24 protein-coding genes are annotated in these 22223 nt (G+C 63.0%); 11 read left to right on the forward strand and 13 right to left on the reverse strand.

The genetic code is table 11. The features are described from left to right. Positions 1 to 34 precede the first annotated feature (34 nt). Positions 35 to 466 carry a hypothetical protein gene (locus tag FJ543_RS24400; RefSeq protein WP_023771244.1) on the forward strand — a complete coding sequence of 144 codons (432 nt, stop codon included), beginning with the start codon at positions 35 to 37 and terminating at the stop codon, positions 464 to 466. Positions 467 to 523: 57 nt separating this feature from the next. Here FJ543_RS24400 and FJ543_RS31580 read toward each other — a convergent pair whose 3' ends face one another. The 4 genes from FJ543_RS31580 to FJ543_RS24415 all read right to left on the reverse strand — a co-directional run bounded on the left by FJ543_RS31580 (position 524) and on the right by FJ543_RS24415 (position 4949). Next, entirely contained in the window at positions 524 to 688 is a 165-nt protein-coding gene (locus FJ543_RS31580) for a hypothetical protein (RefSeq protein ID WP_015319121.1), read from the reverse strand. 91 nt (positions 689 to 779) lie between these two features. Further along, positions 780 to 2405: a DHA2 family efflux MFS transporter permease subunit gene (locus tag FJ543_RS24405; RefSeq protein WP_140877842.1), complete on the reverse strand. Its 1626-nt coding sequence runs from the start codon at positions 2403 to 2405 to the stop codon at positions 780 to 782. Next, the gene (locus tag FJ543_RS24410; protein WP_140877844.1) at positions 2402 to 3454 is read right to left on the reverse strand and encodes an HlyD family secretion protein; all 1053 of its coding nucleotides are present in this window, start codon (positions 3452 to 3454) and stop codon (positions 2402 to 2404) included. The genes FJ543_RS24405 and FJ543_RS24410 overlap by 4 nt, the downstream gene beginning before the upstream one ends. 424 nt (positions 3455 to 3878) lie before the next feature. Beyond that, entirely contained in the window at positions 3879 to 4949 is a 1071-nt protein-coding gene (locus FJ543_RS24415) for a YihY/virulence factor BrkB family protein (protein ID WP_140617522.1), read from the reverse strand. Positions 4950 to 5098: 149 nt separating this feature from the next. Here FJ543_RS24415 and FJ543_RS24420 point away from each other — a divergent pair, with 149 nt between their 5' ends. From FJ543_RS24420 to FJ543_RS24450, 7 genes are all read left to right on the forward strand, one after another. Further along, positions 5099 to 5458, forward strand: a complete 360-nt coding sequence (locus FJ543_RS24420; protein ID WP_140661615.1) for a DUF768 domain-containing protein — start codon at positions 5099 to 5101, stop codon at positions 5456 to 5458. Further along, positions 5455 to 5637, forward strand: coding sequence for a hypothetical protein (locus tag FJ543_RS24425; protein WP_015319116.1), 183 nt, complete (start codon positions 5455 to 5457; stop codon positions 5635 to 5637). The genes FJ543_RS24420 and FJ543_RS24425 overlap by 4 nt, the downstream gene beginning before the upstream one ends. A gap of 215 nt (positions 5638 to 5852) precedes the next feature. Beyond that, positions 5853 to 6263 (forward strand): DUF427 domain-containing protein, encoded by a 411-nt coding sequence (locus tag FJ543_RS24430; protein ID WP_140877846.1) that lies wholly within the window; start codon positions 5853 to 5855, stop codon positions 6261 to 6263. A gap of 276 nt (positions 6264 to 6539) precedes the next feature. After that, complete coding sequence (locus FJ543_RS24435; protein ID WP_140877848.1) at positions 6540 to 7160, forward strand: (2Fe-2S)-binding protein; 621 nt, start codon at positions 6540 to 6542, stop codon at positions 7158 to 7160. A 1-nt stretch (position 7161) separates the two neighbouring features. After that, positions 7162 to 8184 (forward strand): xanthine dehydrogenase family protein subunit M, encoded by a 1023-nt coding sequence (locus FJ543_RS24440; RefSeq protein ID WP_140877850.1) that lies wholly within the window; start codon positions 7162 to 7164, stop codon positions 8182 to 8184. A gap of 2 nt (positions 8185 to 8186) precedes the next feature. After that, complete coding sequence (locus tag FJ543_RS24445; RefSeq protein ID WP_140877852.1) at positions 8187 to 10466, forward strand: xanthine dehydrogenase family protein molybdopterin-binding subunit; 2280 nt, start codon at positions 8187 to 8189, stop codon at positions 10464 to 10466. Between the two features lie 119 nt (positions 10467 to 10585). Next, positions 10586 to 10789, forward strand: coding sequence for a hypothetical protein (locus tag FJ543_RS24450; protein ID WP_140661611.1), 204 nt, complete (start codon positions 10586 to 10588; stop codon positions 10787 to 10789). A gap of 299 nt (positions 10790 to 11088) precedes the next feature. Here FJ543_RS24450 and FJ543_RS24460 read toward each other — a convergent pair whose 3' ends face one another. The 8 genes from FJ543_RS24460 to FJ543_RS24495 all read right to left on the reverse strand — a co-directional run bounded on the left by FJ543_RS24460 (position 11089) and on the right by FJ543_RS24495 (position 16977). Then, on the reverse strand, positions 11089 to 11364 hold the full coding sequence (locus tag FJ543_RS24460; RefSeq protein ID WP_015319109.1) for a hypothetical protein: 276 nt from the start codon (positions 11362 to 11364) through the stop codon (positions 11089 to 11091). A 68-nt stretch (positions 11365 to 11432) separates the two neighbouring features. Further along, positions 11433 to 11951 carry a ferritin-like domain-containing protein gene (locus FJ543_RS24465; RefSeq protein WP_015319108.1) on the reverse strand — a complete coding sequence of 173 codons (519 nt, stop codon included), beginning with the start codon at positions 11949 to 11951 and terminating at the stop codon, positions 11433 to 11435. Positions 11952 to 12108: 157 nt separating this feature from the next. Continuing rightward, positions 12109 to 13110 (reverse strand): ATP-dependent DNA ligase, encoded by a 1002-nt coding sequence (locus tag FJ543_RS24470; protein ID WP_140877854.1) that lies wholly within the window; start codon positions 13108 to 13110, stop codon positions 12109 to 12111. Positions 13111 to 13176: 66 nt separating this feature from the next. Next, on the reverse strand, positions 13177 to 13620 hold the full coding sequence (locus FJ543_RS24475) for a PPC domain-containing DNA-binding protein (RefSeq protein ID WP_140877856.1): 444 nt from the start codon (positions 13618 to 13620) through the stop codon (positions 13177 to 13179). Between the two features lie 26 nt (positions 13621 to 13646). Next, complete coding sequence (locus FJ543_RS24480; RefSeq protein ID WP_015319105.1) at positions 13647 to 13964, reverse strand: hypothetical protein; 318 nt, start codon at positions 13962 to 13964, stop codon at positions 13647 to 13649. Positions 13965 to 14076: 112 nt separating this feature from the next. Further along, complete coding sequence (locus FJ543_RS24485) at positions 14077 to 14262, reverse strand: hypothetical protein (protein WP_140617515.1); 186 nt, start codon at positions 14260 to 14262, stop codon at positions 14077 to 14079. Positions 14263 to 14282: 20 nt separating this feature from the next. Further along, on the reverse strand, positions 14283 to 15995 hold the full coding sequence (locus FJ543_RS24490; protein WP_140877858.1) for an HAD-IIB family hydrolase: 1713 nt from the start codon (positions 15993 to 15995) through the stop codon (positions 14283 to 14285). 10 nt (positions 15996 to 16005) lie between these two features. Beyond that, positions 16006 to 16977, reverse strand: a complete 972-nt coding sequence (locus FJ543_RS24495; protein WP_140877860.1) for an SDR family oxidoreductase — start codon at positions 16975 to 16977, stop codon at positions 16006 to 16008. A gap of 707 nt (positions 16978 to 17684) precedes the next feature. On the opposite strand from FJ543_RS24495, the gene msuE reads away from it, so the two are divergent. Further along, positions 17685 to 18245 carry an FMN reductase gene (gene msuE / locus FJ543_RS24505; RefSeq protein WP_140878165.1) on the forward strand — a complete coding sequence of 187 codons (561 nt, stop codon included), beginning with the start codon at positions 17685 to 17687 and terminating at the stop codon, positions 18243 to 18245. Between the two features lie 201 nt (positions 18246 to 18446). Here msuE and FJ543_RS24510 read toward each other — a convergent pair whose 3' ends face one another. Beyond that, positions 18447 to 19730, reverse strand: a complete 1284-nt coding sequence (locus FJ543_RS24510) for an FAD-binding oxidoreductase (RefSeq protein ID WP_140877862.1) — start codon at positions 19728 to 19730, stop codon at positions 18447 to 18449. Between the two features lie 304 nt (positions 19731 to 20034). On the opposite strand from FJ543_RS24510, the gene FJ543_RS24515 reads away from it, so the two are divergent. Both FJ543_RS24515 and hisD read left to right on the forward strand, forming a co-directional pair. Then, the gene (locus FJ543_RS24515; RefSeq protein ID WP_140877864.1) at positions 20035 to 20808 is read left to right on the forward strand and encodes a glucose 1-dehydrogenase; all 774 of its coding nucleotides are present in this window, start codon (positions 20035 to 20037) and stop codon (positions 20806 to 20808) included. 79 nt (positions 20809 to 20887) lie between these two features. Continuing rightward, positions 20888 to 22210 carry a histidinol dehydrogenase gene (gene hisD / locus FJ543_RS24520; RefSeq protein ID WP_140877866.1) on the forward strand — a complete coding sequence of 441 codons (1323 nt, stop codon included), beginning with the start codon at positions 20888 to 20890 and terminating at the stop codon, positions 22208 to 22210. Positions 22211 to 22223 lie beyond the last annotated feature (13 nt).

A 22223-nucleotide genomic window follows, 5' to 3' on the forward strand; every position in this document is an offset into this window, starting at 1 on the left:
GTGGGTGCTTCTCCCTCTCAGACAGGAGCCGACCATGAAACATCAGACACTCGACCAGCTCCAAACCGTCGCCAGGATTGAGCCGCTGGCGCCGTTTTCGGTAATGACACGTAATGAACGCATCGCGCGTTGGGCTGAACTTCTCGAGCAAAATCCCGAACGATGCCTCGGTGCGCTAACCGGCACGGAACATTTGCGTCCTGAAGCACGGGCCATCGCACGTGGGGAAGGATCGGCACTCGCGGTTGCCTTCGAAGACCCGATCTTGCGTGCATCGGGGCTGGGGGACGACACATACGGCGAGGCAAAGCGCTTCTTCGAATTGAGCGACTGGCAACTCCACGACATTGTCTGTGATTGCCACGTCGGTGCCACCATGAAAGCCCGATGGGCCGCAGCTCGGGTCCGTGCAACGATCAGCGGGAACAGGCTCTTTGCGTTCCTGAGGCGGTGCTTGATGCGGTGAGACCAAGGGGAGGTCGTTGCATGTCAGCGACGACCTCCTACACCGCCAATGCGCAAGCTATCGCCGATCGTCCTCGCGATAGAGCTGGTCGGTAGCGCGGTCGCTTTCCCTGCGTTCAACCGGACCACGGTTACGGCGGGTTACCAGGACATAGGCAATCAGTATGACCAGCAACGCTGGCCCGCCGGCGACGACGATTAGCCACATGATACCGTCTGACATGGGAAATCTCCTTTCCTTCACAACCGGCAAGAAGACGATCCGTTCCGCTTGGAGCGGTTCGCGGTGCGGACCGGCCGGCGATCGGTTCCTGTCATCCAGGGGGTCCAGACGCCTCCCCGCTATTGCCGGTCGGGTTTCCTTGCGAAGACCGCAGCAGAAGGGCGAGAGGAACCAGCAGCGCCGTTGCCACCGCGCAGTAGCGAAAGACGTCGATATAGGCGAGCAGTGAAGCCTGGCGGGCGATCAACTGCCCGATCCAGCCAATGGCCTGCTGCTTGGCCTGGAGCATCGAAGAACCCTCGGCGACGAAGTGCTCGGTCGCCTGCCGTACCACCTGCTGGTAGGCGGGCGACGATTGCGCGGTGTGGCCGACAAGGTTCGCCTGATGGAGTTGTGCGTTCTGGGCGATCACGGTGTTGGAGAGCGACACGCCGATGCTGCCGCCGATATTGCGGGCAACATTGATCAAGGCCGAGGCCTGGTTGCTCTTTTGGGGCGCCAGACCGACATATGCCGCGGTCGAAATCGGGATAAACAGGAACGGCAATCCGATCATCAGGAGGATGCGGGCAAAGGCAAAGAAGCTGAAGCTGGCGTCGGGCGTAAGCGAAGTCATATGCCACAGGCCGATCGCCACCACCGCCATGCCCGCCATGATCAGGTATTTTGGCTGGACGATGCCGGCGGCAAATCCCGAAATCGGCATGAGCATCAGCATGGCGATGCCGCCCGGCATCATCGACAGGCCCGATAGCGTCGCCGTGTAGTCGAAGGCGGTCTGCTGCAGCTGGGGCATCAGCTGCGTGGTGCTGAACAGCACCGCACCGACCGCCATCATCACCAGGAAGGATGTACCGAACTGGCGGGTGAACAGCAGGCGCATGTCGACGATCGGATCGCGGTGGCGAAATTCCCATGGGATCAGCAGGGCGAAGGAGATCGCCGAGATAATGGCGAAAGTCGTGATGAAGCTCGACGCGAACCAGTCGTTGCGCTGGCCCTCGTCGAGAAAGATTTCGAGGCAGCCGAGCGCGGTCGCCACCAGGATGAATCCGACCCAGTCGATCCTGAGACCTCCTTTCAGCCGCTGCTGGCGTTCGCGTTCGAGTACCTCCGGTTCGACCAGCAGCCACTGCACCAACGCCAGTGACATGATGCCGAACGGCACGTTGATGAAGAAGATCCAGTGCCACGAAAAATTGTCGGTCAGCCAGCCGCCGATGGTCGGCCCGACCGTCGGCGCGACGATGACGGCGATGCCGTAGAGGGCAAATGCCTGCGAGCGCTTTTCAGGCGGAAAGGTGTCGGCCAGGATGGATTGCTCGCTTGGCGCCATGCCGCCGCCGCCGAGGCCCTGCAGGATCCTGAAGACGATGAGCATCTCGAGATTGGGCGCCAGCCCGCACAGCAGCGATGCCAGGGTAAACGTCGCGACGCAAAGCATGTAGTAGCGCTTGCGGCCGATCACGCTGGCCAGCCACCCACTGATTGGAATGATCACGGAGTTGGCGACCAGATAGGTGGTGATGACCCAGGTACTTTCATCCATGCCGGCAGCCAGGCTGCCGGCGATGTTGCGCAGCGCCACATTGGCGATCGAGGTGTCGAGCACCAGCATGAAGGTGGCAATGGAGACAATGATGGCGATGAGCCAGGGGTTGCGCTCACCGGCCGCGGATCGGCTTTCGCCCTGGTCGCTGGCGTTGTCGCGGCTCATCGCACCTTGACCGTCGGCACCACCGACAGGCCTGGGCCGAGCAGCACATCGGGCGGGTTGTCGAAGACGATCTTGACCGGCACACGCTGCACCACCTTGACGAAATTGCCGGTGGCATTTTCGGCGGGCAGCAGGCTGAAGGCGGTGCCGCTGCCGGCCTGCAGGCTGTCGATATGGCCATGAAAGGTCTTGTCCGGATAGGCGTCGATATCGATGTCGACCGGCTGTCCGGTTCGCATCCTGTCGAGTTGGGTTTCCTTGAAGTTCGCCTTTACCCAGACTTCGTTGGGAACGAACATCATGAGCACCTGACCCGGCTGGGTGTAGGTGCCGATGGCGGCCGAAATGCTTGTCGCGCGGCCGGCGACAGGGGCTGTAATAGTGGTACGGGTCAGTGCCGTGCGGGCTTGATCCCGGCTGGCCTGTGCCTGGTGAAGCTTGGCTTCGCCGCTTTTGGTCTGTGCCTGCAGCACTGTCACCTGGCTCTTCGCCGCGGCCACGTCCGCCTCGGCGCTGTCCAGGGTTGCCTGGTCCTGTCGAAGGGTCGATGCAGCCTGCTGCGCCTGCTGCTGCGTCACCGTGCCCTTCGTCAGCAATTCGCGATTGCGCTGGTCTTCGGCCTTGGCGAAGTCGAGCGCTGCCTGGGCCAGCGCCACCTGCTTCTGGGCGGCGTCGATCTTGGCATTTTGCGCCTCGATCTGGGCCGCCACATTGGTGATGTCGGCCTGAGCGGCGGCTACGCCGGCATCCGCTTGGCTGAGCGATGCCCGGTAGTCGCTGTCGTCGATTTGCAAGAGAACGTCACCCTTGCGCACCGGCTGGTTGTCGGTGACGGCCACATCGGTGATACGCCCGGCAATCTCGGCGCTCACCGTTACCGTGCGGGCATCGATGAAGGCATCATCGGTGGATTCATACTGACGCGTATTCAGCCACCAGACCGCCACACTCATCGCAACAAGCAGAAGCAGGAGGACAATTGCCGCTGTCCAATAGGGATGGCGCCTGGGAAAGCCCAGCAGGTTCGATTTCTGCGGCCTGTCGTCCATTTGCCGATCGTCCGATTTGTCGTGCCGCGAACTTGGCTGGCTGGCGAGACGCTTGCTTTGTCCAGCCCTGTCGTCGGATGGGTCCGGCTCGCTTTTCTGAGGCTTCGTATCCACGGAACTGGCTTTCAGCAGACTGAAGGGTGATGTCCGCGATGGCGAACGCGGTTTCAACGGCAAAGCCTTGGCAAAGGTTCCTGTTTTGACTTCCCGCCAGCGCCATGGGCAGCGACGCCCTTCAGCCAGTCGGTGTGTGGCTGCTCATCCTCTTTGGCCTGCCCGATTGGGCAATAGGACCGCCCTCGCATCAACCTGGGGCGCTGAGTACCAGCATTCCCGTTTTATAGACGATAGCCGCACTTGGTGAGAGTGGCTCGAACCTTGTCGCTCGTGCAGGTGACGATGGGACATCTACCTGAAAGTTTCATCAGTCCGCAGTCTTGCCCAATGTGTCGGCGACGACCGCGCCGCGCTCACCCATGGGAACCGCCGGGCCTGTGGTCGAGTCACAGGCTGTCTGATGTTCCATTTCCGCGTTGATGGCGGCGCCGGCGATCAGGATGATGACTGAAATCCATGTCCACATCATCAGGCCGACCACGGCACCGAGCGAGCCGTATGTCGCGTTATAGTTGGCAAAATGCTGGAGGTAGAACGAGAACAGCCACGACGCGATAATCCATGCCGCGGTTGCCGCAAGCGCTCCCCAGCTCAACCATCGCCATTTCGCATGTTCCCGGCTCGGCCCGAAGCGGTAGAGCAAGGAAATGCCGGTTAGGATCGACACTACCAGGATGGGCCATCGAGATACCGCAACCACGGTTTCTGTCCAGGCATCAAGGTAGAAAAAGCGCAACAGCGCCGGGACAACACCCACCGTAAGCAGCAGCACGATGCCGATGAGCAGGGCTCCGACCGTGAACAGGATCGACATCAGATTGAGGGTAATGAACGAGCGTTTCTCACGCTCTTCGTAGGCGATGTTCATCGCGTCGAAGAGCGCCTTCATGCCGCTGTTGGCGCTCCAGAGGGCGATTGTCAGGCCTATGAAAAAGCCTGTGCCGAGAGCGCCTGCTTTCTGGCGGGCCAAGGCCTGCAACTGATCGCGGATAAGATCGAGCCCGCCCTGCGGTAGCAATCCCTGGAGGTAAGCGACATGGTCGGCGACCGTGACCGGGTCCGCGACGAAGCCATAGATCGAGATGAAGGCTGCCAGGGCGGGAAACAAGGCGAGCAGGAGATAGAAGGTCGCGCCGGCAGCCACCAGCAGAACCCGGTCCTTATTGAACTCTTCCCAAAGTCGCCAGAAGATGTCCTTCCACCCCAGCCCAGTGATTTGAGATGGCCACGTGGCGTCGCGCCCACGGCTTCCTGGCTCCCGCCCTGCCGCGGCGTTGCTGTCCTTCGTTGTCGAGGCCGCGCGGCCGGCTGCTTCCTCATCGATCAGCGAGGGCTGCTTGTCGTTCGGCGGAGAGCCTCGTTGTGGTTTCAAAGCCATTACCGGGTTCGCTGATGTCCAAAGCGTGGCTGACAACGCGGGATGAAGACACCCGTTCCCGATGCGCGGCCGATCACGATTTTCCTCCTTCCCTGCATCTTTTGCGGCCGATCGGCGTTTGAAATTGGTCAAGTGAACGGGTGTGTCCGATGAGAACGACAACCAGGGATAAGCTCAGGGGCGAAGCGGAGTTGTCCGAGGACGCCGACCTGATCGTCAATCGAACAGCCCACTTCATTTCGGATTGGATCGAAGAACACGTCGTTGACGAGCCTATCCCTATGTCCGGCATCGATGCCGCGGAGGAACTCGCAAATCAGTGCGTGGCGGATGCGCAAGATGAGGGGATCGCGGCGCAGGACATCCAGGATGAGGTGGGCGATCTTACTGAATACATCGCGGAAACGATCGATGAAGGGAACGGCTCCCCCTTGGAAGGGGTGGCCACGGCGGCAACCAAAATCGCGGAACCTCGTTTGTCGAGTGTCAACCCGAGGAGATGGCGATGACGAGGTTCCTATCCTTTCTGATCCTGGCAACGGGTCTTGCGCTCACCGCATGTGACAACAACACCGAGCCGACGAAGGCCAACACCGACACCGTCACCAAGAACCCACCAGTCGACCAGGACGCCAGACCGAAGTCGACGACGGGTGGCGATCAGCCAACTGCCCCAGCGACCAAATGAACGTGATTTCCTATTGCTATACGCCGCTGCCGCTTGCGTGGCTGGCCTGACGGATGAGGTGCTCCGGTCATTCCCCTGGCGCGGCTAGGCTGATGACTGCGGACGCCAGGATTTCCGGAGGGACCGGAACCTCAATCCACTGCCGCGCATTTCGACTTCACGCGTGGAAGACAAATGTCATCCAACCATCAAGACGCTGGCCAAGGAGAATTCAGATGCAAGGTTCAGAAGCGATTTCCAGGCGCCCTATCGGCGGCATGAGCATAGAACCATTCCTCGGCACGGTGACGGTCCGGTTCTCCGACGCGATAGTCGCCGCAAGCGACCGTGCGAAAATTCTTCGGGAGGAGGGCCATGAGCCGGTCTTCTATATCCCCTTCGAGGATATCTATTTCGACCTCCTCGAGAAGACCAACACCACCAGCGAGTGCCCGTTGAAGGGAACAGCGAGCTATTGGCGTGTTCATGCTGTCGGCGGCTCGGCCGATGACTTCATGTGGGCGTATGAGACGCCGGATACCGCGGCCCTGGCCATCGCGCGTCATGGCGCCTTCGATCCGAAAAGGGCACGTATTGACGTCGATCCGAAGGAGGATAAGCGGCACACTCCACATGTCATGGAGTAGGATGCCGCCTCGACCGTCGTTCTTCTTGCTTGCCGGCATGCCGGCAAGTGGCCGCCGCCAGGTCAGCGGCACCGGTGCGAGTCCGAGCCTTCCCCTCATCGATCCACCCTTCACCAAGAAGCCTCGTTGCGGCCGCTTCGATCGGGTTTAGCCGCGCCTCACCGCCATGCGGGAGCAAAATCACTCTTTCGCGATCAGGCAGGGTTTTGTCGCACTGCATTCGGAACAATGCCCGGAGTGAAAGGTTAGCGGCGAAAGCCAGCCCAGGAGCGAGCCATGTCCGAAACCCTCGTCCCAAAGCCAATTAGCCTCAGCCGGAGACGTTTCATGACGGGCACGGTTTCGGCCGCTGCGGTCGCACCGCTCCTGCCTCCCAAGGCCGAGGCGGAGGAAGTGGCCGCTTCCCGTTCCAAGCTGCGGGAGCCGGTCGTCACCTCGCTTCGTATCAACAGGCAAGCTTACGAGCTCTCGCTCGACACCAGGACCAGCCTGCTCGACGCCTTGCGTGACCACGTTGGGCTGACCGGGACGAAAAAAGGCTGCGACCATGGGCAATGCGGTGCATGCACCGTGCTCGTCGACGGAAAGCGGGTCCTCTCCTGCTTGAGCTTCGCGGTGATGATGCAGGGCAAGGACGTGACGACCGTGGAGGGGCTCGCCTCGCGCGACGGCGCCCTGCATCCGATGCAGCAGGCCTTTATCGACCATGACGCCTTCCAGTGCGGCTATTGCACGCCGGGCCAGATTCTGTCGGCCATCGGCTGCGTCAACGAAGGCCACGCCGGTTCCGAAGCCGATATCCGGGAATATATGAGCGGCAACATCTGCCGGTGCGCCGCATACCCCAACATCGTGGCCGCGATCGTGCAGGCCCGCGACGAAACCGGGAGAGCCTGACATGCGTCCTTTCGTTCTCGAGCAACCGGCCAACATCCCGGCGGCTGTCGCCCTCGCTTCGAACTTTGCCGCGCCGGATCGGCCGCCGACCCAGTCAGACATACAATTCATCGCTGGCGGCACCAATCTGGCCGACTACATGAAGCTCGACGTTGCCCGGCCGAACCGCCTGCTCGATCTCAATCGTCTCTCCGAGCCGGCGCTTCGGCAAATCCGCGTCACCGCCGAAGGGGTTCGTTTCGGCGCGCTGGTGCGGATGGGCGAGGCGGCTGACGATAAGGACGTCAAGCTCCACTATCCGGTCATTGCCGACAGCCTCAGGCTGGCAGCCAGCGGCCAACTCCGCAACATGGCCAGCCTTGCCGGCAACGTGCTGCAACGGACGCGGTGCGAGTATTTCAGGGAGATCTCATGGGCCTGCAACAAGCGCCAGCCGGGTTCGGGCTGCGCGGCAATGGACGGTTTCAATAGGCAACACGCGGTGCTGGGCGTCAGTGATGCCTGCATCGCCACCTATCATGGTGATTTCGCCCAGGCACTGATTGCCCTTGACGCCAACCTCCATGTCGAGGGTTCTGGCGGCGCGCGCGAAATCCGGTTCGCCAACCTGCATCGCTTGCCCGGCGATACGCCGCATGTCGAGACCGGCCTCGCCGCTGACGAGATCATCACCGCCATCGACGTGCCCGCGGGTCCTTGGACCCGGCGTTCCCGCTACCTTAAGGTTCGTGACCGCGAATCCTATGCCTTCGCCCTGGCTTCCGCGGCGGTCGCTCTCGACCTCGACGGCAACAGCGTCCGCGAGGCACGCATAGCCCTTGGCGGCGTCGCCACGGTCCCGTGGCGGGCGAGGGAAGCGGAAGCGGTCCTGCACGGCAAGATGCTGGACGAGGCAATGGCGCGGGCGGCCGCGGAGACGGCTTTCGCCGATGCCAGGCCGCGCGGCCACAATGCGTTCAAGATCGAGCTTGGCAAACGGACGCTGGTGCGGGCGCTCCTCGAAACCCGTGACATGAAGGTGTGATCATGAACGCAGCCGCTCCGCAGCCCAAGGAGAACATGGGTGCCCCGCTGCCGCGCATCGACGGGCGGCTGAAGGTGACCGGCCAGGCGAGTTATCCGGCGGACCTCGCGGCGGCCAATGTCGCCTATGGCGTGCTGGCCACCAGCAGTATCGCCAGGGGCACGGTGACGGCACTTCACCTGGACAATGCCCGAGCGGTGCCGGGCGTGCTCGACATCGTGACCTATGGCGACATGGACGCGGTGGACAAGCCGAAATTCGGCAATACCGCCGCCGCCTCGATCGCGCCGGTGCATGACCGGAAGGTCTTTCACGATGGGCAGATCATTGCCTTGGTGGTCGCCGAGACCTTCGAGGCGGCGGAGGAGGCTGCGCTGCTGATCCGCGCCGACTACGCCGAGGAGAAACCGAGTGCGGGCTTTGACAGCCCTGGAGCAACGACCATTGCCGCCGCGGGCAAAAGCCCGATGTTCAAGGAAGACGTCAAGGTCGGCGATTTCGATACTGCCTATGCCGCTGCTCCGGTCAGGATCGATGCACGCTATTCGACACCAACGCAGCACCACAATCCGATCGAACTGTTTTCGACGACGGCAATGTGGCAGGGCGATCAACTCACCATTCATGAGCCGTCCCAGAACGTCACCGGCTGGAAGGCCGAACTTGCCAGGCAGTTGAAGATCGATCCGGCGAAGGTTCGCATTGTCAGCCCATACATCGGCGGCGCATTCGGCTCGAAGGGACCGATGACGGCCCGCACGGCGATCGTCGCGGTTGCGGCAAGGCGTCTCGGCCGGCCGGTGCGTTGCGTGGTCAGCCGCATGCAGGCGTTTGGGACACAGACCTATCGCGCCGAGACCAGGCACCGGATCCGCATGGGCGCCGACAAGGACGGCCGCATAACCGCTTTCGCGCATGAGGGCTGGGAGGTGACATCGCGCCCCGATCCCTACGTGGTCGGGGGAACGTCGGCGACCGGCCGCATGTATGATTACGGCGCGGTGCTTACGCACGTGTCGCTGGTCCAGGCGGACCGCAACACGCCCGGCTACATGCGTTCGCCTCCCGAGACGCCGTACGTCTATGCGCTGGAGAACGCCATGGACGAGATGGCGGTGGCCCTGGCCATGGACCCGGTGGAGTTCCGAAGGGTGAACGAGCCAAAAGCCGAGCCGATCGGGAGAAAGCCGTTCTCGAGCCGCTCGCTGATGCAATGCTACGATCAGGCGGCGGACGCATTCGGCTGGACGAAGCGGGACGCCAAGGTCGGGTCGATGCACGACGGCGACTGGTTGATCGGCATGGGTTGCGCGACGGCAGTCTATCCGACCTCGTCGGCTCCCTGCGCTGCGCGCGTATGGCTGACCGTCGACGGCGATGTGCGCGTCCAGAGCGGCTCGCATGAAATCGGCACCGGCGTGCGCACGGTCGCCGGCCAGATGGCAGCAGAGCGCCTCGGTGTCGCCATGGACAGGGTGAGCGTCGAGATGGGCGACAGCACCTTGCCCCCGGCGCCCGTGTCGGGAGGGTCTATCTCCACGGCAAGCGTCTGTTCGGCGGTGCTCAAGGCCTGCGACGCGATCAGGACGAAGCTGTTTGCCGCGGCGACCGGCGAAGGTGGTGCGCTTGCCGGCGCCCACAATGAGGAACTGGATATCCTCGATGGCAAAATCATTGCCAAGGGCGGCGCTTCGGCAAAGGTCGAGGACGTCTTGAAAACCATGCGGGTGGGGGCGATCGAGGAGTATGCCGAGTATGCGCCCAAGGGGGCGAGCCCCGAAGCGCTCAAGAAGCTCTATGCCGGCCAGCCGGAGTTTCACGGCGGCGAGCAGGACGAAGATTCGGTGAAATATGCATTCGGCGCGGAATTCGTCGAAGTTCGCATCAATCGCCTTACCAGGGAAATCCGCGTGCCGCGCATTGTCGGGGCCTTTGCCGCCGGCCGCATCATGAACACGCGCACGGCGCGCAGCCAACTGATGGGCGGAATGATCTGGGGCATCGGCCAGGCGCTGCATGAGGCGACCGAGGTCGACAGCCGCTATGCCCGCTACGTCAATCGAGATCTGCAGGACTACCTCGTGCCGGTCAATGCCGACATCAAGGATCTCCAGGTGATTCTGGTTCCGGAGATTGACCACGAGGTCAATCCGGCAGGCGTCAAAGGCCTCGGAGAACTGGGCAATGTCGGCACGGCGGCCGCCGTTGCCAGCGCGGTCTACCATGCGACTGGCAAACGCATCCGCGATCTTCCTATCAGGATCGAGCAGCTTATCGTCTGATCTGGCCTACCCCATAGGCGGTCCGATTCACGAAATATTACGTGAGGGAACGTCCGGGCCGCCAGCGTCTTTGACCCTTGAGGCGGTTGATCGCCTCGCATAACTCAAAGGAGAAGAAGATGCCCAATCAAGGTGGTAGCCATGAGCAACATGTGAAAGCAGGCCAGCAGAGCCACAAGAACATGGACGATAAGAACCGCCGTCAGCAGCAGGCGGCCGGTGACAACCATCGCCAACAAGGCGGCGACAGCGCCGGCACGACGCGTGGCGGAACCCATGAACAGCATGTGAGAGCTGGCGAGCAAAGCCACAAGAATCGCTAGCAAACCTGTGTGGCTCCGTGCCCGTCCCGAGCGCTCGGGACGGGCTCTGCATGCGACCGTGCTGGGCAGAGCCGACCCGCACAGTTCGCCGAAAGAAAGAGAGACAGATTTGATGCCCGATCCGAGAGAACCCGACCCCAACCGCGACGTACCCATGCCGGCTCCCAATTGGAAGCCCAAGCCGATCGGCGAACCGGAGCCGGAAGGATTGCCCGATGAGGCGCCGTTACCCAATCCTGACGAGAACGAAGAGCCCCCAATGCACGCGGTCGGCTGAGCGGAATCCGCCCGTAGTTTGGTCACTCCTCGTCGAAGCGGCCGCCTTCCCTTGAAGGATCGCGTGACAGCACCGCTTCCTCGACATCGTCGGGCAATGCCTCGTCGCTTTCCTGGTAGGCGTTGTCGTCATCTTCCTCGGGCAATTCGCCGTCGGCCTCGTCTTCCACCTCGACGTCATCCGGAAGGATTTTCGCGCCTGCTAGCGCGTCCCAGTCCTGCTGCTCTACCGTGGGACCTTCAGTCTCCGTCGGGTCTTCCGTCTGAACTGCGGGTTGCTCTCTTTTGCGGGGGTCCATTGTCGTTCTCCGAAATCCGGGGAGTTTGCCCCGGATCGCCTGAAGCGCCCGGGGCAACAGCTCGCCAGCTAGGCGGCCTGTTCCAGGGCACGCTCGTTGACGCCGCCCTCGCCAAGGCTGGAAAGTGCCTCGTCGGTCGCCGTCTCCTCCTCGAGGGTCTCGTTGAGGAGTTTGACCACGTCGCTCTTGCCGAGCTGTTCGGCCCAAGCGATCAGCGTCCCGTAGCGCGCGATCTCGTAGTGTTCGACGGCCTGCGCAGCCCCGACCAGCCCAGCATCCAGCGCGGGGTCGCCCTTGTATTCCTGGAGGATTTCCGAACCCTCCTCGATGATGCCGTCGATGGCCGGACAGGTCTTGCCCCTGGCAGGCTTGTCGAGGAGTTCGAAGATCTGTTCGAGGCGGTCGACCTGGCCCTCGGTTTCCTGCAGGTGTTTCTCGAATGCTGCCGAAACATCTTCGGATTCGGCGCCTTTTGCCATTTTCGGCAGCGCCTTCAGGATTTTCTTCTCGGCGTAGTAGATGTCCTTCAGCCCGTCGAGGAACAGGGCTTCAAGCCCTTTCGTTGCCGCTTTCTTCGCAGTCGCCATGATTGTCATCTCCAATTGTCGTGAAGCCCACCAGCGGTGTAGCTGGAGCACAACTTGCCGTGAGGACGGTTGTTCCAGCCATCTCGCAAAGAGGCGACCGTTGCGTCGGCTCTCATCGCGACCGGGCTTCGCAAGCGCGTCCGCGGCACGAACTCCATCACTGGATCTGTTGTATGGTGCATTGACGCGGCGCCTTGTCCGGCCGCCAGCGCAACAGTTTGGTGCCATGCCGGAACCTGTCGCCGGTGACATGGTCGAAGCGGACCTCGACCACCAGTTCCGGCCGCAGGGGCTCCCATTCGCCGCTGCGCTGCGTGCTCCAGCGGCTAGGCCCGCCCGGCGCCTTGCCGGTGAAGCCGGGTCCGCCACGCAGCTTTTCCAGCTTTCGGGTGACGCCAGCCCGGTCATCCCTGCCGATGGTCGAGGTAAAGCCGACATGGTCGAGCTTGCCCCTATCATCGTAAAGGCCGAGCAGGAGCGAGCCGACCTCCTTGCTGCCGGTCAGATAGCGGAATCCTCCAACCACGCAGTCGGCCGTACGCAACCGTTTGACCTTGACCATCGCGCGTTCCCCTGGACGGTAGGGGTCGGCCAGCAATTTGGCGACCACGCCGTCGGTGGAACCATGACCGGCTTCCTCAAGCCAGCGTCTGGCGGCCGCCGGATCGGTCGTGCTGGGCGAGAGCCGCAAGCCAGGCTCGGCGTAGTCCTGAACGAAGCCCTCGACCGCCCGGCGTCGTTGCGACAACGGCTCGCCGAGCAGGATCGTGCCGCCCGGCGCGACCGGCATGTCGAACAGGATCAGCCGGGCAGGCGTTTGCGCGCTCAGCTTGCGGATGCGGCTTTCGGCTGGGTGAAGCCGCATCTGCAGCGCGTCGAAAGAAAGCTGGCCTTCGATCTCTATGACGATCTCGCCATCGACCACGAAATTGCGGGCCTCGACTTGCCGCAGCATGGCGACGAGCTCCGGGAAGTAACTACCGAGCGGTTTGCCGGATTTGGCGCGCAAGTCGACATCCGTGTCGCCTTTGAAGGCGAGGCAGCGAAACCCGTCCCATTTGGGCTCGTATTGCCAAAAGCCTTCCCTATCCGGCAGAGCGTCGGCTGCCTTGGCCTCCATGGGGGGCGTGTTCAGGGGTAGGGCAAAGCTTTCCGTCATTGCCTTACGTCGCTTTCTGGGGCACGCGCCGGCGGCGAAGCCCGCCAACCGACACCCGCGGCAGCTTCAGGCCCCGAGATCGATCAAAGCCACGCCGAATTCGGCTCTCTTGCGGCGCCGCAGGTGACCCGGCGCTTCCACCACGGTGATTTCCAATGTCGGCCGAACGGTGCCTTCGAGCAGATGGCCGCCTTTGGTCGTGCCGTCGCTCAAGCCAAGCACCGCGTGGACATGAAGGCTTGGCTTGCCATCATCGTCCGTCGCAACATCACCGATCGCGCTCAGGACCTCGCATTGTTCGTCGATCGGGATTTTTCGATAGCTCTTCGCCTCCAGGTCGAACCAACCGACAGTGGCCCGTTGGAACGCGCCGATCGCCGTCAGGGAGGCGCTGCCGATCTTCTGCTCGACCGCGAAGCTGGTCAGTGCAGCGAACGCTTCCTCGCCCGGGTCGAGCACCACGACAAATGTCCGTTGGCCATTGGCCTCGTTGACGAGTCGCGATTTCATGCCGGCGTTCCAATCCTCGCGGTCGGTCAGTGGGCGTGGTGTTCGGCGTTCCTCTTGCGGGTCGCCGCCGCCTTCTTTGCCGATTCGGACCGGCTGGCGGCCGATCGGGAAGCGGACGCCTTTCCGCCGCTTTTGCCGCCCTTGTGCGCCGCTGGGTGACCTGTGTGCTTGCCACGCCCGGAGCCGCCTTCCTTCTTGCCGCCACCATCGTCCTTGTTGACCGTCGCCCATGCGCGCCGCTCGGCTTCCTTGTCGGAGACGCCACGCTTCTCGTAGCCTTCGGCAATATGGTCGGCCTTGCGTTCCTGCTTGTCGGTGTATTTGGATTTATCGCCTCGGGGCATGATCGTTTCTCCTTCTCGATGGAGGTTGAACGCCAAGTCGGCGCCCGGGTTCCAATCGCGGTCAGCCTTGCCCGACACACCCTGTCGCGGCGGCTGTTGCAACAAGGCAGGTTCAACCGATCGCGAACCTGACCACCGCCGCCAGGATCAGGATGCCGACCAGTCCTGCCACGAAGATGATCCGGCGCGTGCGGGTTCGCAGGATGATCTCGCCTTGCGAAGCCTGGCGCGCGGAGAAGACAGGTCCATTTTCGCCGCGTCCGTCTTTGTCGTCTTTGCCATGCCGGTCGTCGCTCATGACCGCCTCCTGTCGGGCTGTTACGCCTCGGGCGCCGTCGCGGGTGCCGTGTAGCGCCGCCGAACGGCATCGAGCACCCGTTTGCGGCTCTCGTCCGCCGAAAGCTTGCTGTCCTTTTCCGCCTCGGCGGTTTCGCGGGCGAGGTCCTTGTCCCTGATCTGGTGGCGGAACCATTTCGAATAGTCGCCCGCGCGCAAATGGAACTCCCAGGTCTTGTCGTCTATGCCTTCGGCCATCTGAGCAAAGATCATCAGATTATGGGCCCTGAGGTTCATCGCGTCGTCGGGACCGCGGAAATAGAAGCTGCCGGTCTCATCGAGTTGACCCTCGGCATATTTGCGGCTGTGGCGCTTGAGCGACTGGCGAGGTTCTATGACCTTGACCGTCGTGAGTTTTTTGCGCGCCCCCGGCCGCCAGAACAGAACCCGATCGCCCTTGGGCGTGGGAATGTCCTTCGGCGGCTCGATGCCGGTCTCATGGCAGAAGGTCTTCACCACGTCCTTCGCCTTCGGGCCAAGGGCGATGACGGCCGTCATCAGGCGCAGGGCGTCGGTCGAAATCGCCTCGGGATGGACGGTGATCAGGATCGTGCCCGGCAGTTCCAGGGAGAGCACGGCGCGGGTGTCGTCGCGCCGCTTCGGAAGAAGATGGTGCGCTTCGTCGATGACCAGCCAATGCGGCCTTGCGGTGCGGCGACGGAAACTGCCAAGGCCAGGCAGCAGGTCGGCAAAGAAATCTGGCCGTTCGTTGACACGCAGCGCCAGCCCGTTGACGACGACATTGCTGTCGGCCTTGGCGATCAGGTCGAGCACCTGCGCCTTTGTCGGCGCGCTCGATGCATCGCCCAGCCGAACGGCGCCCTCGAGGCCGTCATAGTCACCCTCCGGGTCGAAGACGCAAAACTGAAATCGGCTGTCGACGAAGCGTTCCGTCAGTGCGGTGGCCAAAGTGGATTTGCCGATGCCCGAACTGCCGGCGATGAGCACGCTTTCGGTCGGCGACAGATAGATGTCATCGCCACCGGACGATCCCAGAACAATCCCGCCATGACGCTTCGGCACGATCCCGTGGTCGCTTTTTATTAGCTTGGCGATCAGTTCCTCGACGCCTTTGCCGCGTGCGCCGCGCGTGACCAGGTCCGCGGTGCTTTTGACCGCGGGAATGGCATTGTCGACCGCAACGCTGCAGCCGCAGGCCTTCAGGAAGGCGTGATCGTTCTCGGCGTCGCCGATACCCACAACATTGTGCGGCGACAGGTGAAGGTCCTCGAGCGCGGCCGCCAGACCGGTGGCCTTGTTGACGCCGCTCGGCAGGATCATCACCGCGCCCTTGTTGAAGATGATTTCGAGTTCGAGCCCCATCTTCTTGATGACCTCGAGCACGGTCGCCTGATGCGGTTCCCAGGTGGCGACGATCGACCGTCCCACGGAAAGTGGCTTCACCCCCTGCTTTTTCAGCCTGGCGACGAATTCGGGCTCCGGCGATGGTGAGATCGCCCGCTCTTCCTCGCTGGCCGGTGTGTAGATCAGGGCGCCGTTTTCGGCGACGACCTTGTCGAACAGGCCGACATCGGGAAACACGCGCTTGAGGTCGGGCAACTCGCGGCCAGTGACCAGAAGCAGTTTGCGGCCACTTTTCTTGAACCGCTCCAGTGCCGCGAGCGTCTTGTTGGAGACCGTCCCGTCATGTGCGAGCGTCCCGTCATAGTCGGTCGCCAGGGCAATGAAATACATTGCGCTGACCTCAGTAGCCGCCGACGATCGGCAGGATCTCGCCGGTGATGTAACTCGAACAGTGCGGGGAGGCGAGGAAAACATAGGCGGGAGCCAGTTCCTCCGGTTGGGCCGGCCGTTTCATCGGCGTGTCGGCGCCAAATTTCGAGACGTCGTCGGCTTCCTTGTCGGACGGATTGAGCGGCGTCCACACCGGGCCAGGCGCGACCGCGTTCACCCTGATGCCCTTGGCGATGAGGTTGCCCGAAAGCGCGCGCGTGAAGGCATGGATGCCGCCCTTGGTCATCGAATAGTCGACCAGCTGCTTCGAGCCTTCTATGCCGGTAACCGAACCCGTGTTGACGATCGCCGAGCCCGGCTTCATGTGCGGCACGGCTTCCTGCGCCATATGGAAATAGCCATAGAGATTGGTCTTCAGCGTCGTGTCGAAATGTTCTTCGGTCAGGTTGCCGAAGTCGCTGGAATGGATCTGGAAGGCGGCGTTGTTGACCAGCACGTCGATGCGGCCGAATGTTTCGACCGTGGTCGCCACGGCATCGTGGCAGTCCTGGCGTTCACTGACGTCGGCCTTCAACAGGATGCAGCGTCGGCCTTCTTTTTCGACAGCGGATTTTGTCTCCTCGGCATCCCTGTCCTCGGCCAGGTAGACGACTGCGATGTCGGCGCCTTCGCGAGCGAACAAAACCGCGACCGCGCGGCCGATACCCGAATCGCCACCAGTGATGAGAGCCGCCTTCCCTTCGAGTTTCTTTGATCCGACATAGTAGGGTGCATCGTAGAGCGGAGCAGGCTCGATCGCCGCTTCATGCCCGGGTTTCGCCTGATGTTGCTTGGGGAAGGGCGGCTCGGGATAGGGGCGCGCGCCTGCCTGCATGGCGTGCTCCGCCTTTCCGTTGCGCTTCGATTTGTCCTTGGCATCGATGCCGCGCTGGATATGGCGCTGCTTGGCGACTTCACCGGCCGTTTGTGACTTCGTCTGCATGGTCGTCTCCTCGGCTGAAGAAAGTTCAACGCGCGGCAGACCGGCGGTCTGCGCGGCGCATGGCTTGTCAGAAGGTATCGCCCCCGTTCGCGTCAGTCCTTGACATAGGCGCCGGGTTGGCGGCCCGACCTTGGAGCCTTCGCGTCCTTCGAGTGCTCGGAGATCGCCGGGCCCGCGCCGGATGTCTTCTCCGTTGCGGGGCTGGGCGTCGCCTTGCGAGGCGGGTTCTGTCCTTCTGACTGGTGTGTCTCTTCATTTGTCTGATCCGCCGGTCGCGTAAGCCCCATTCCGCCTGCCGGCGGCTTGTTGCCCGCTGCGTCAACCGAGAAATCATCGTTCGGATCCGGGCCGGTCCTGGCGGGATACTTCCGTGCGCCGGTTTCATATTCGGTTCTGTCGCGTGCCATGGCTTCCTCCGTATTTGGCTGAACGGAAAACAGCCGCCGGGCGATCAGGTTCCGAACAAACGGTGATGGTCCCCCTTTTCGCCACCGGTCGCATCGCCCTTGGCGTGCGACGGCTGCCAAGTGCATCTGGATCGGGTGACGTCATCATCCGGCATGCAGGCGGGCGATCTGGCTCCCCGGGAGAAAAATCTTTTCCGATTTCGTCCCACGGCGACCGTGAATTCCTTTTGTTCGGCAGCAATGTCTATAAAAACTATGGACATTGGCAAACTGGTTCGAAAAGATCACAGGGCATCCATCATGACCAATCCGGCCATTGTCGGCTTCTCCGGCAATTTCACGCGGCCCTCCAAGACCCGTGGCTTCGTGGACCATATCGTGACGGAGATCGCCGGACGATACGGCCTCGCCGCCAGTACCCATGACATCGTCGATCTCGGTCCCACCCTTGGCAATGCCAAAGCCACTCGGGACCTGGACGAGCAGGCCCGCGCCGTTCTCGAGCGGATCCTGACCGCCGATGTCCTGGTGGTCGGCTCGCCCACCTACAAAGGCAGCTATACCGGGCTGTTCAAGCATTTCTTCGATCTCGTCGATCCGGCAGCCCTCAGGGGCAAGCCGGTGCTGCTGGCGGCGACCGGCGGCGGCGATCGCCATGCATTGATCGTCGAGCATCAGCTGCGGCCGCTGTTCGGCTTTTTCGAAGCCTTTGCGCTGCCGACGGCCATATACGCCTCGGAGAAAGATTTCGCTGATGGCGTGCTGGCATCCGAAGCGATCCAGACCCGCATTGGCCTCGCCGTGGACGATGTCGGTCTGGCGCTCTTCGGCCGGCAGCGCGCCAGGATAGCCGCCGAGTAGCGTGCTCGGAACATATCCCGCTCCGACCGCTGGCGCGCTGAGGCGCTTGGCTGAAGCCGGCCGTTGAACGCGCCTGCGCGCCGCAGGGCGACTTGCAGTGCACGGTCGCAAATCAGCAGGCGCTGATGCTCCGCATGCATGGACGACCACGCCCGAAGATTGTCCGATGCCAAGACCGGAGCATAGCGGCGTGCTTTTCCGTTATCGGCCGAACCGGTCCTTCACCCGGCCCGAAAGGATCGCCGCTCTGACGCCAAGCGGCCAGAAGCGGTGGAGCCGGATCGGCTTCAGCCCCGATATCGGCATCGGGAAGGGAATGGTCTCGTCGCCGCGAAGGCGGTTTGCCAGCGCATTGCCCATCGCCGAAGCCATGGCAACACCGCGGCCATTGTAGCCAAGGCAGATCAGCACGCCGTCTTCCGGCTCGTGAACGTGTAGAAGATGGTCCTTGGTGACCGCGACCCGGCCGTTCCAGCCATGTGTCCACCCCGCTCCAGCAAGCGCCGGCCAGAGCCGTAGCGCATAGTCGGTGAGATAGCGGATGGCGGAAGCATCGCCGATGGGCCTCATCGGTCCCCGTCCGCCCATGAGGAGCCGGTTCTGGACGTCGATGCGGTAATAGACGGTGATGTTGCCGGCTTCGTAGACGACCGGCCTTTCGGGAAGAATTGCGGCCGCGACCGTGGGCGACAGCGGTTCGGTCGCCGCGATGGCGCTGAACACCGGAACCAGCGACTGCTCCAGGCCAGGCCACAAGTTTCCCGTGTAGCCGTTTGTCGCCACAAGGACCTTCTCGGCGCTGACGGATCCGTTTGCGGTCTCGAGGAGCCAGCGCCCGGCCTGCCTGCTGAGCGAGAGAACCTCGCTGCCGCCAAATATCCGCGCGCCGGCCTTCCGCGCGGCGGCCGCCAGGCCAAGCGCGTATTTCAAGGGATGGAGGTCGCCGCCGCGAGCATCGAACATGCCGAACATGTATCTGTCCGTGCCGGTTCGCGCCGCCATCGCTTTTGCGTCAAGCAAGCCGACCGGCATCCCCCGCCGCTCGCATTGGTTGGCCGTGGCCCGCACCGCGGCTGCCGGCTGCGGCCGGATGGCCGCGCGTATGGTGCCGTTCTGCCGGACCTCGCAATCGATCGACAGGCGCTTGATGAGGCTGAAGGTGAAATCCGGAGCACCGTAGGAGAAGTCGATCATCCGCGACCCCAGCTCGGGGCCGAACATGGCTTCGATCGTGTCGGGATCGTATTTGAGGCCGGGATTGACCTGGCCGCCATTCCTGCCCGAGGCTCCCCATCCCGGCTGATAGGCCTCGAGCACGCAGACGTCGTCGCCGGCTTCCGCCAGATGCAAGGCAGTCGACAGGCCGGTCAAGCCAGCGCCGACAATGGCGACCCTTGCCCGCTGCGCGCCGGCAAGGGAGGGGTAGTTGCCGGGGCCGCCAGCCGTATCGCGATAGAGGCTCCGGGGCGGGCTGCTTTCGTTCATGGACGAGGCTCTCACGACAAGGCGGCCGGCTCGAGGGGCACGATAGCTTTCAATGGCCGATATCCCGCACGCGCGGCAGACCCAGACTTTCGTGTCGGGTACGCCAGGCAATTCTGCTTGCTTTCGGGAGGTTACGACATTTGCGACAGGGCTGCCGCCCGTGGCATCTCGTATGAAGAGCCAACTACGCGATCCTGGTGCGGCGGCTGACGTCACGTTATCGCAATCAGCTTTGTTTGTATATGCTTGTATATGTAAGTCGATCTGGTAGTCTCTGGGCTATGGAGCGGCCAAGGAGGATCACATGCGCGACGCTTCTCTTTTCGACCTCTCCGGCAGGAAGGCGCTTGTCACCGGCGCCAGCCGTGGCATTGGCCGCAGCATCGCCGGGGCGCTGAGCGCGGCCGGCGCCGACGTCGCGGTCACGGCGCGTAGCCTGGACTCGCTTGACGAGACGACGGCGGCCATCCGCGCGGCCGGCGGGGTTGCGCGCGCCATTGCGCTTGACGTGACCGATGTCGACCAGTGCCGCACGGTCATCGCCGAGGCAGCCCGCCTGCTTGGCGGCTTCGACATTCTCGTCAACAATGCCGGAGTGGAAGAGGTCCGGCCCTCGCTCGACGTTGACGAGCCGCTGTGGGACCGGATCGTCGATACCAATCTCAAAGGGGCGTTCTTCTGCGCCCAGGCGGCGGCACGGCAGATGCGGGACGCCGGGCGGCCCGGCGCCATCATCAACCTCTGCTCGTTGACTTCAGAAGTCGGCATTCCGACGGCGGTGCCATACGGCTCGTCCAAGTCGGGCCTGCTCGGCATGACCCGGGCGCTGGCAGCGGAATGGGCGCAGCTTGGCATCAGGGTCAACGCCATCGCCCCGGGCTATTTCAGGACGGCGATGACGGAGGTGTTCTACGCCAACGAGGCGTGGCGGCAATCCATGCTGGCCAAAATCCCGCAGCATCGTTTCGGCGATCTGCGCGATCTGCACGGCGTCGCCGTGTTCCTTGCTTCGGATGCCTCAGCCTACATTACCGGCCAGTCCATTCCGGTGGATGGCGGTTTCCTCGCATCGATCTGAGGCGGCTCGCCCAGGTTAGAGAACAAAGTCTTCCGCAATGTGACCGGCCGGCACATTGCTCTGAACAGAAGGAGCACCCATGTCCGACATCAGCTTCCACGATCTGTCCTCCCTCGATGCCACGCAACGGGCCGGTCTGCTGAAACGCGCCGAGGGCGATCTGTCGGCCTTCGTCGAAAAGGTCCGTCCGATCATCCAGGCCGTCAGGGAAGAGGGTGACGCCGCCCTGATCCGCTTCGCCAGGGAGTTCGACAAGGCCAATGTGAGGGAAGGCGGACTGAAAGTGTCGGAAGCGGAGTTCGATGCGGCCTTCGACAAGGTCGAGAAGGAAGTCGTGGAGAGCATCAGGTTCGGCATCGAGAATATCAGGCATTTTCATGAAGAGCAGAAGCCGGAGACCATGTGGCTCAAGGAGATCCGGCCGGGCGCCTATGCCGGCGACCGGTATACGCCGATCGCATCGGTCGCGCTCTACGTGCCGCGCGGCAAGGGCGCCTTTCCGTCGGTGACGATGATGACGTCGGTTCCGGCTGTCATTGCCGGCGTGCCGCGGATCGCAATCGTGACGCCGCCAACCTCGGACGGTTCGGTGGACGCGGCGACGCTGGTCGCCGCTCGCCTTGCCGGCGTCGGGACCGTCTACAAATGCGGCGGTGCTCAAGCCGTTGCCGCCATCGCCTACGGCACCGAGACGGTGAAGCCGGCGCTCAAGATCGTCGGCCCGGGCAGTCCCTGGGTGGTGGCGGCCAAGAGCGTGCTGTCCTCGATCATCAATACGGGCCTCCCGGCCGGACCGTCGGAAGCCATCATCTTTGCCGACGACAGCGTCGACGGAGGCCTTGCCGCGCTCGATCTGCTGATCGAAGCCGAGCACGGGCCGGATTCTTCAGCCTATCTGGTGACGCACAGCCGCAAGGTCGCCGAAGCAGCCCTTGCTGCACTTCCCGACCACTGGTCGCGGATGACCGAACAGCGTGTGGAATTCTCGCGCGCGGTGCTGACCGGAAAGCGCGGCGGTATCGTGCTGACGGCGTCGCTGGAGGAAAGCTATCGCTTCATCAACGACTACGCGCCCGAACATCTGGAAATCCTGTCGAAGGAGCCGTTCGCGCATCTCGGCCACATCACCGAGGCGGCCGAAATCCTCATGGGCCCGCATACGCCGGTAACCATTGCCAACTTCGTCCTCGGGCCGAATGCGGTGCTGCCGACCAGCCGCTGGGCGCGAACCTACGGGCCGCTTTCGGTGACGGATTTCGTCAAGCGCTCTTCGGTCGGCTATGTCACCTCGGCCGCGTATCCGGAACTGGCGCAGCATGCCCGCAGGCTCGCCCGCTACGAAGGCTTCAGCTCGCACGAAAACGCGGTCTCGGAAATCCGCGACCGCTATCTCGCCGGCTGAGCGGAGACGATCG

It is taken from the genome of Mesorhizobium sp. B2-5-7, assembly GCF_006440875.1.
Classification (GTDB): domain Bacteria; phylum Pseudomonadota; class Alphaproteobacteria; order Rhizobiales; family Rhizobiaceae; genus Mesorhizobium; species Mesorhizobium australicum.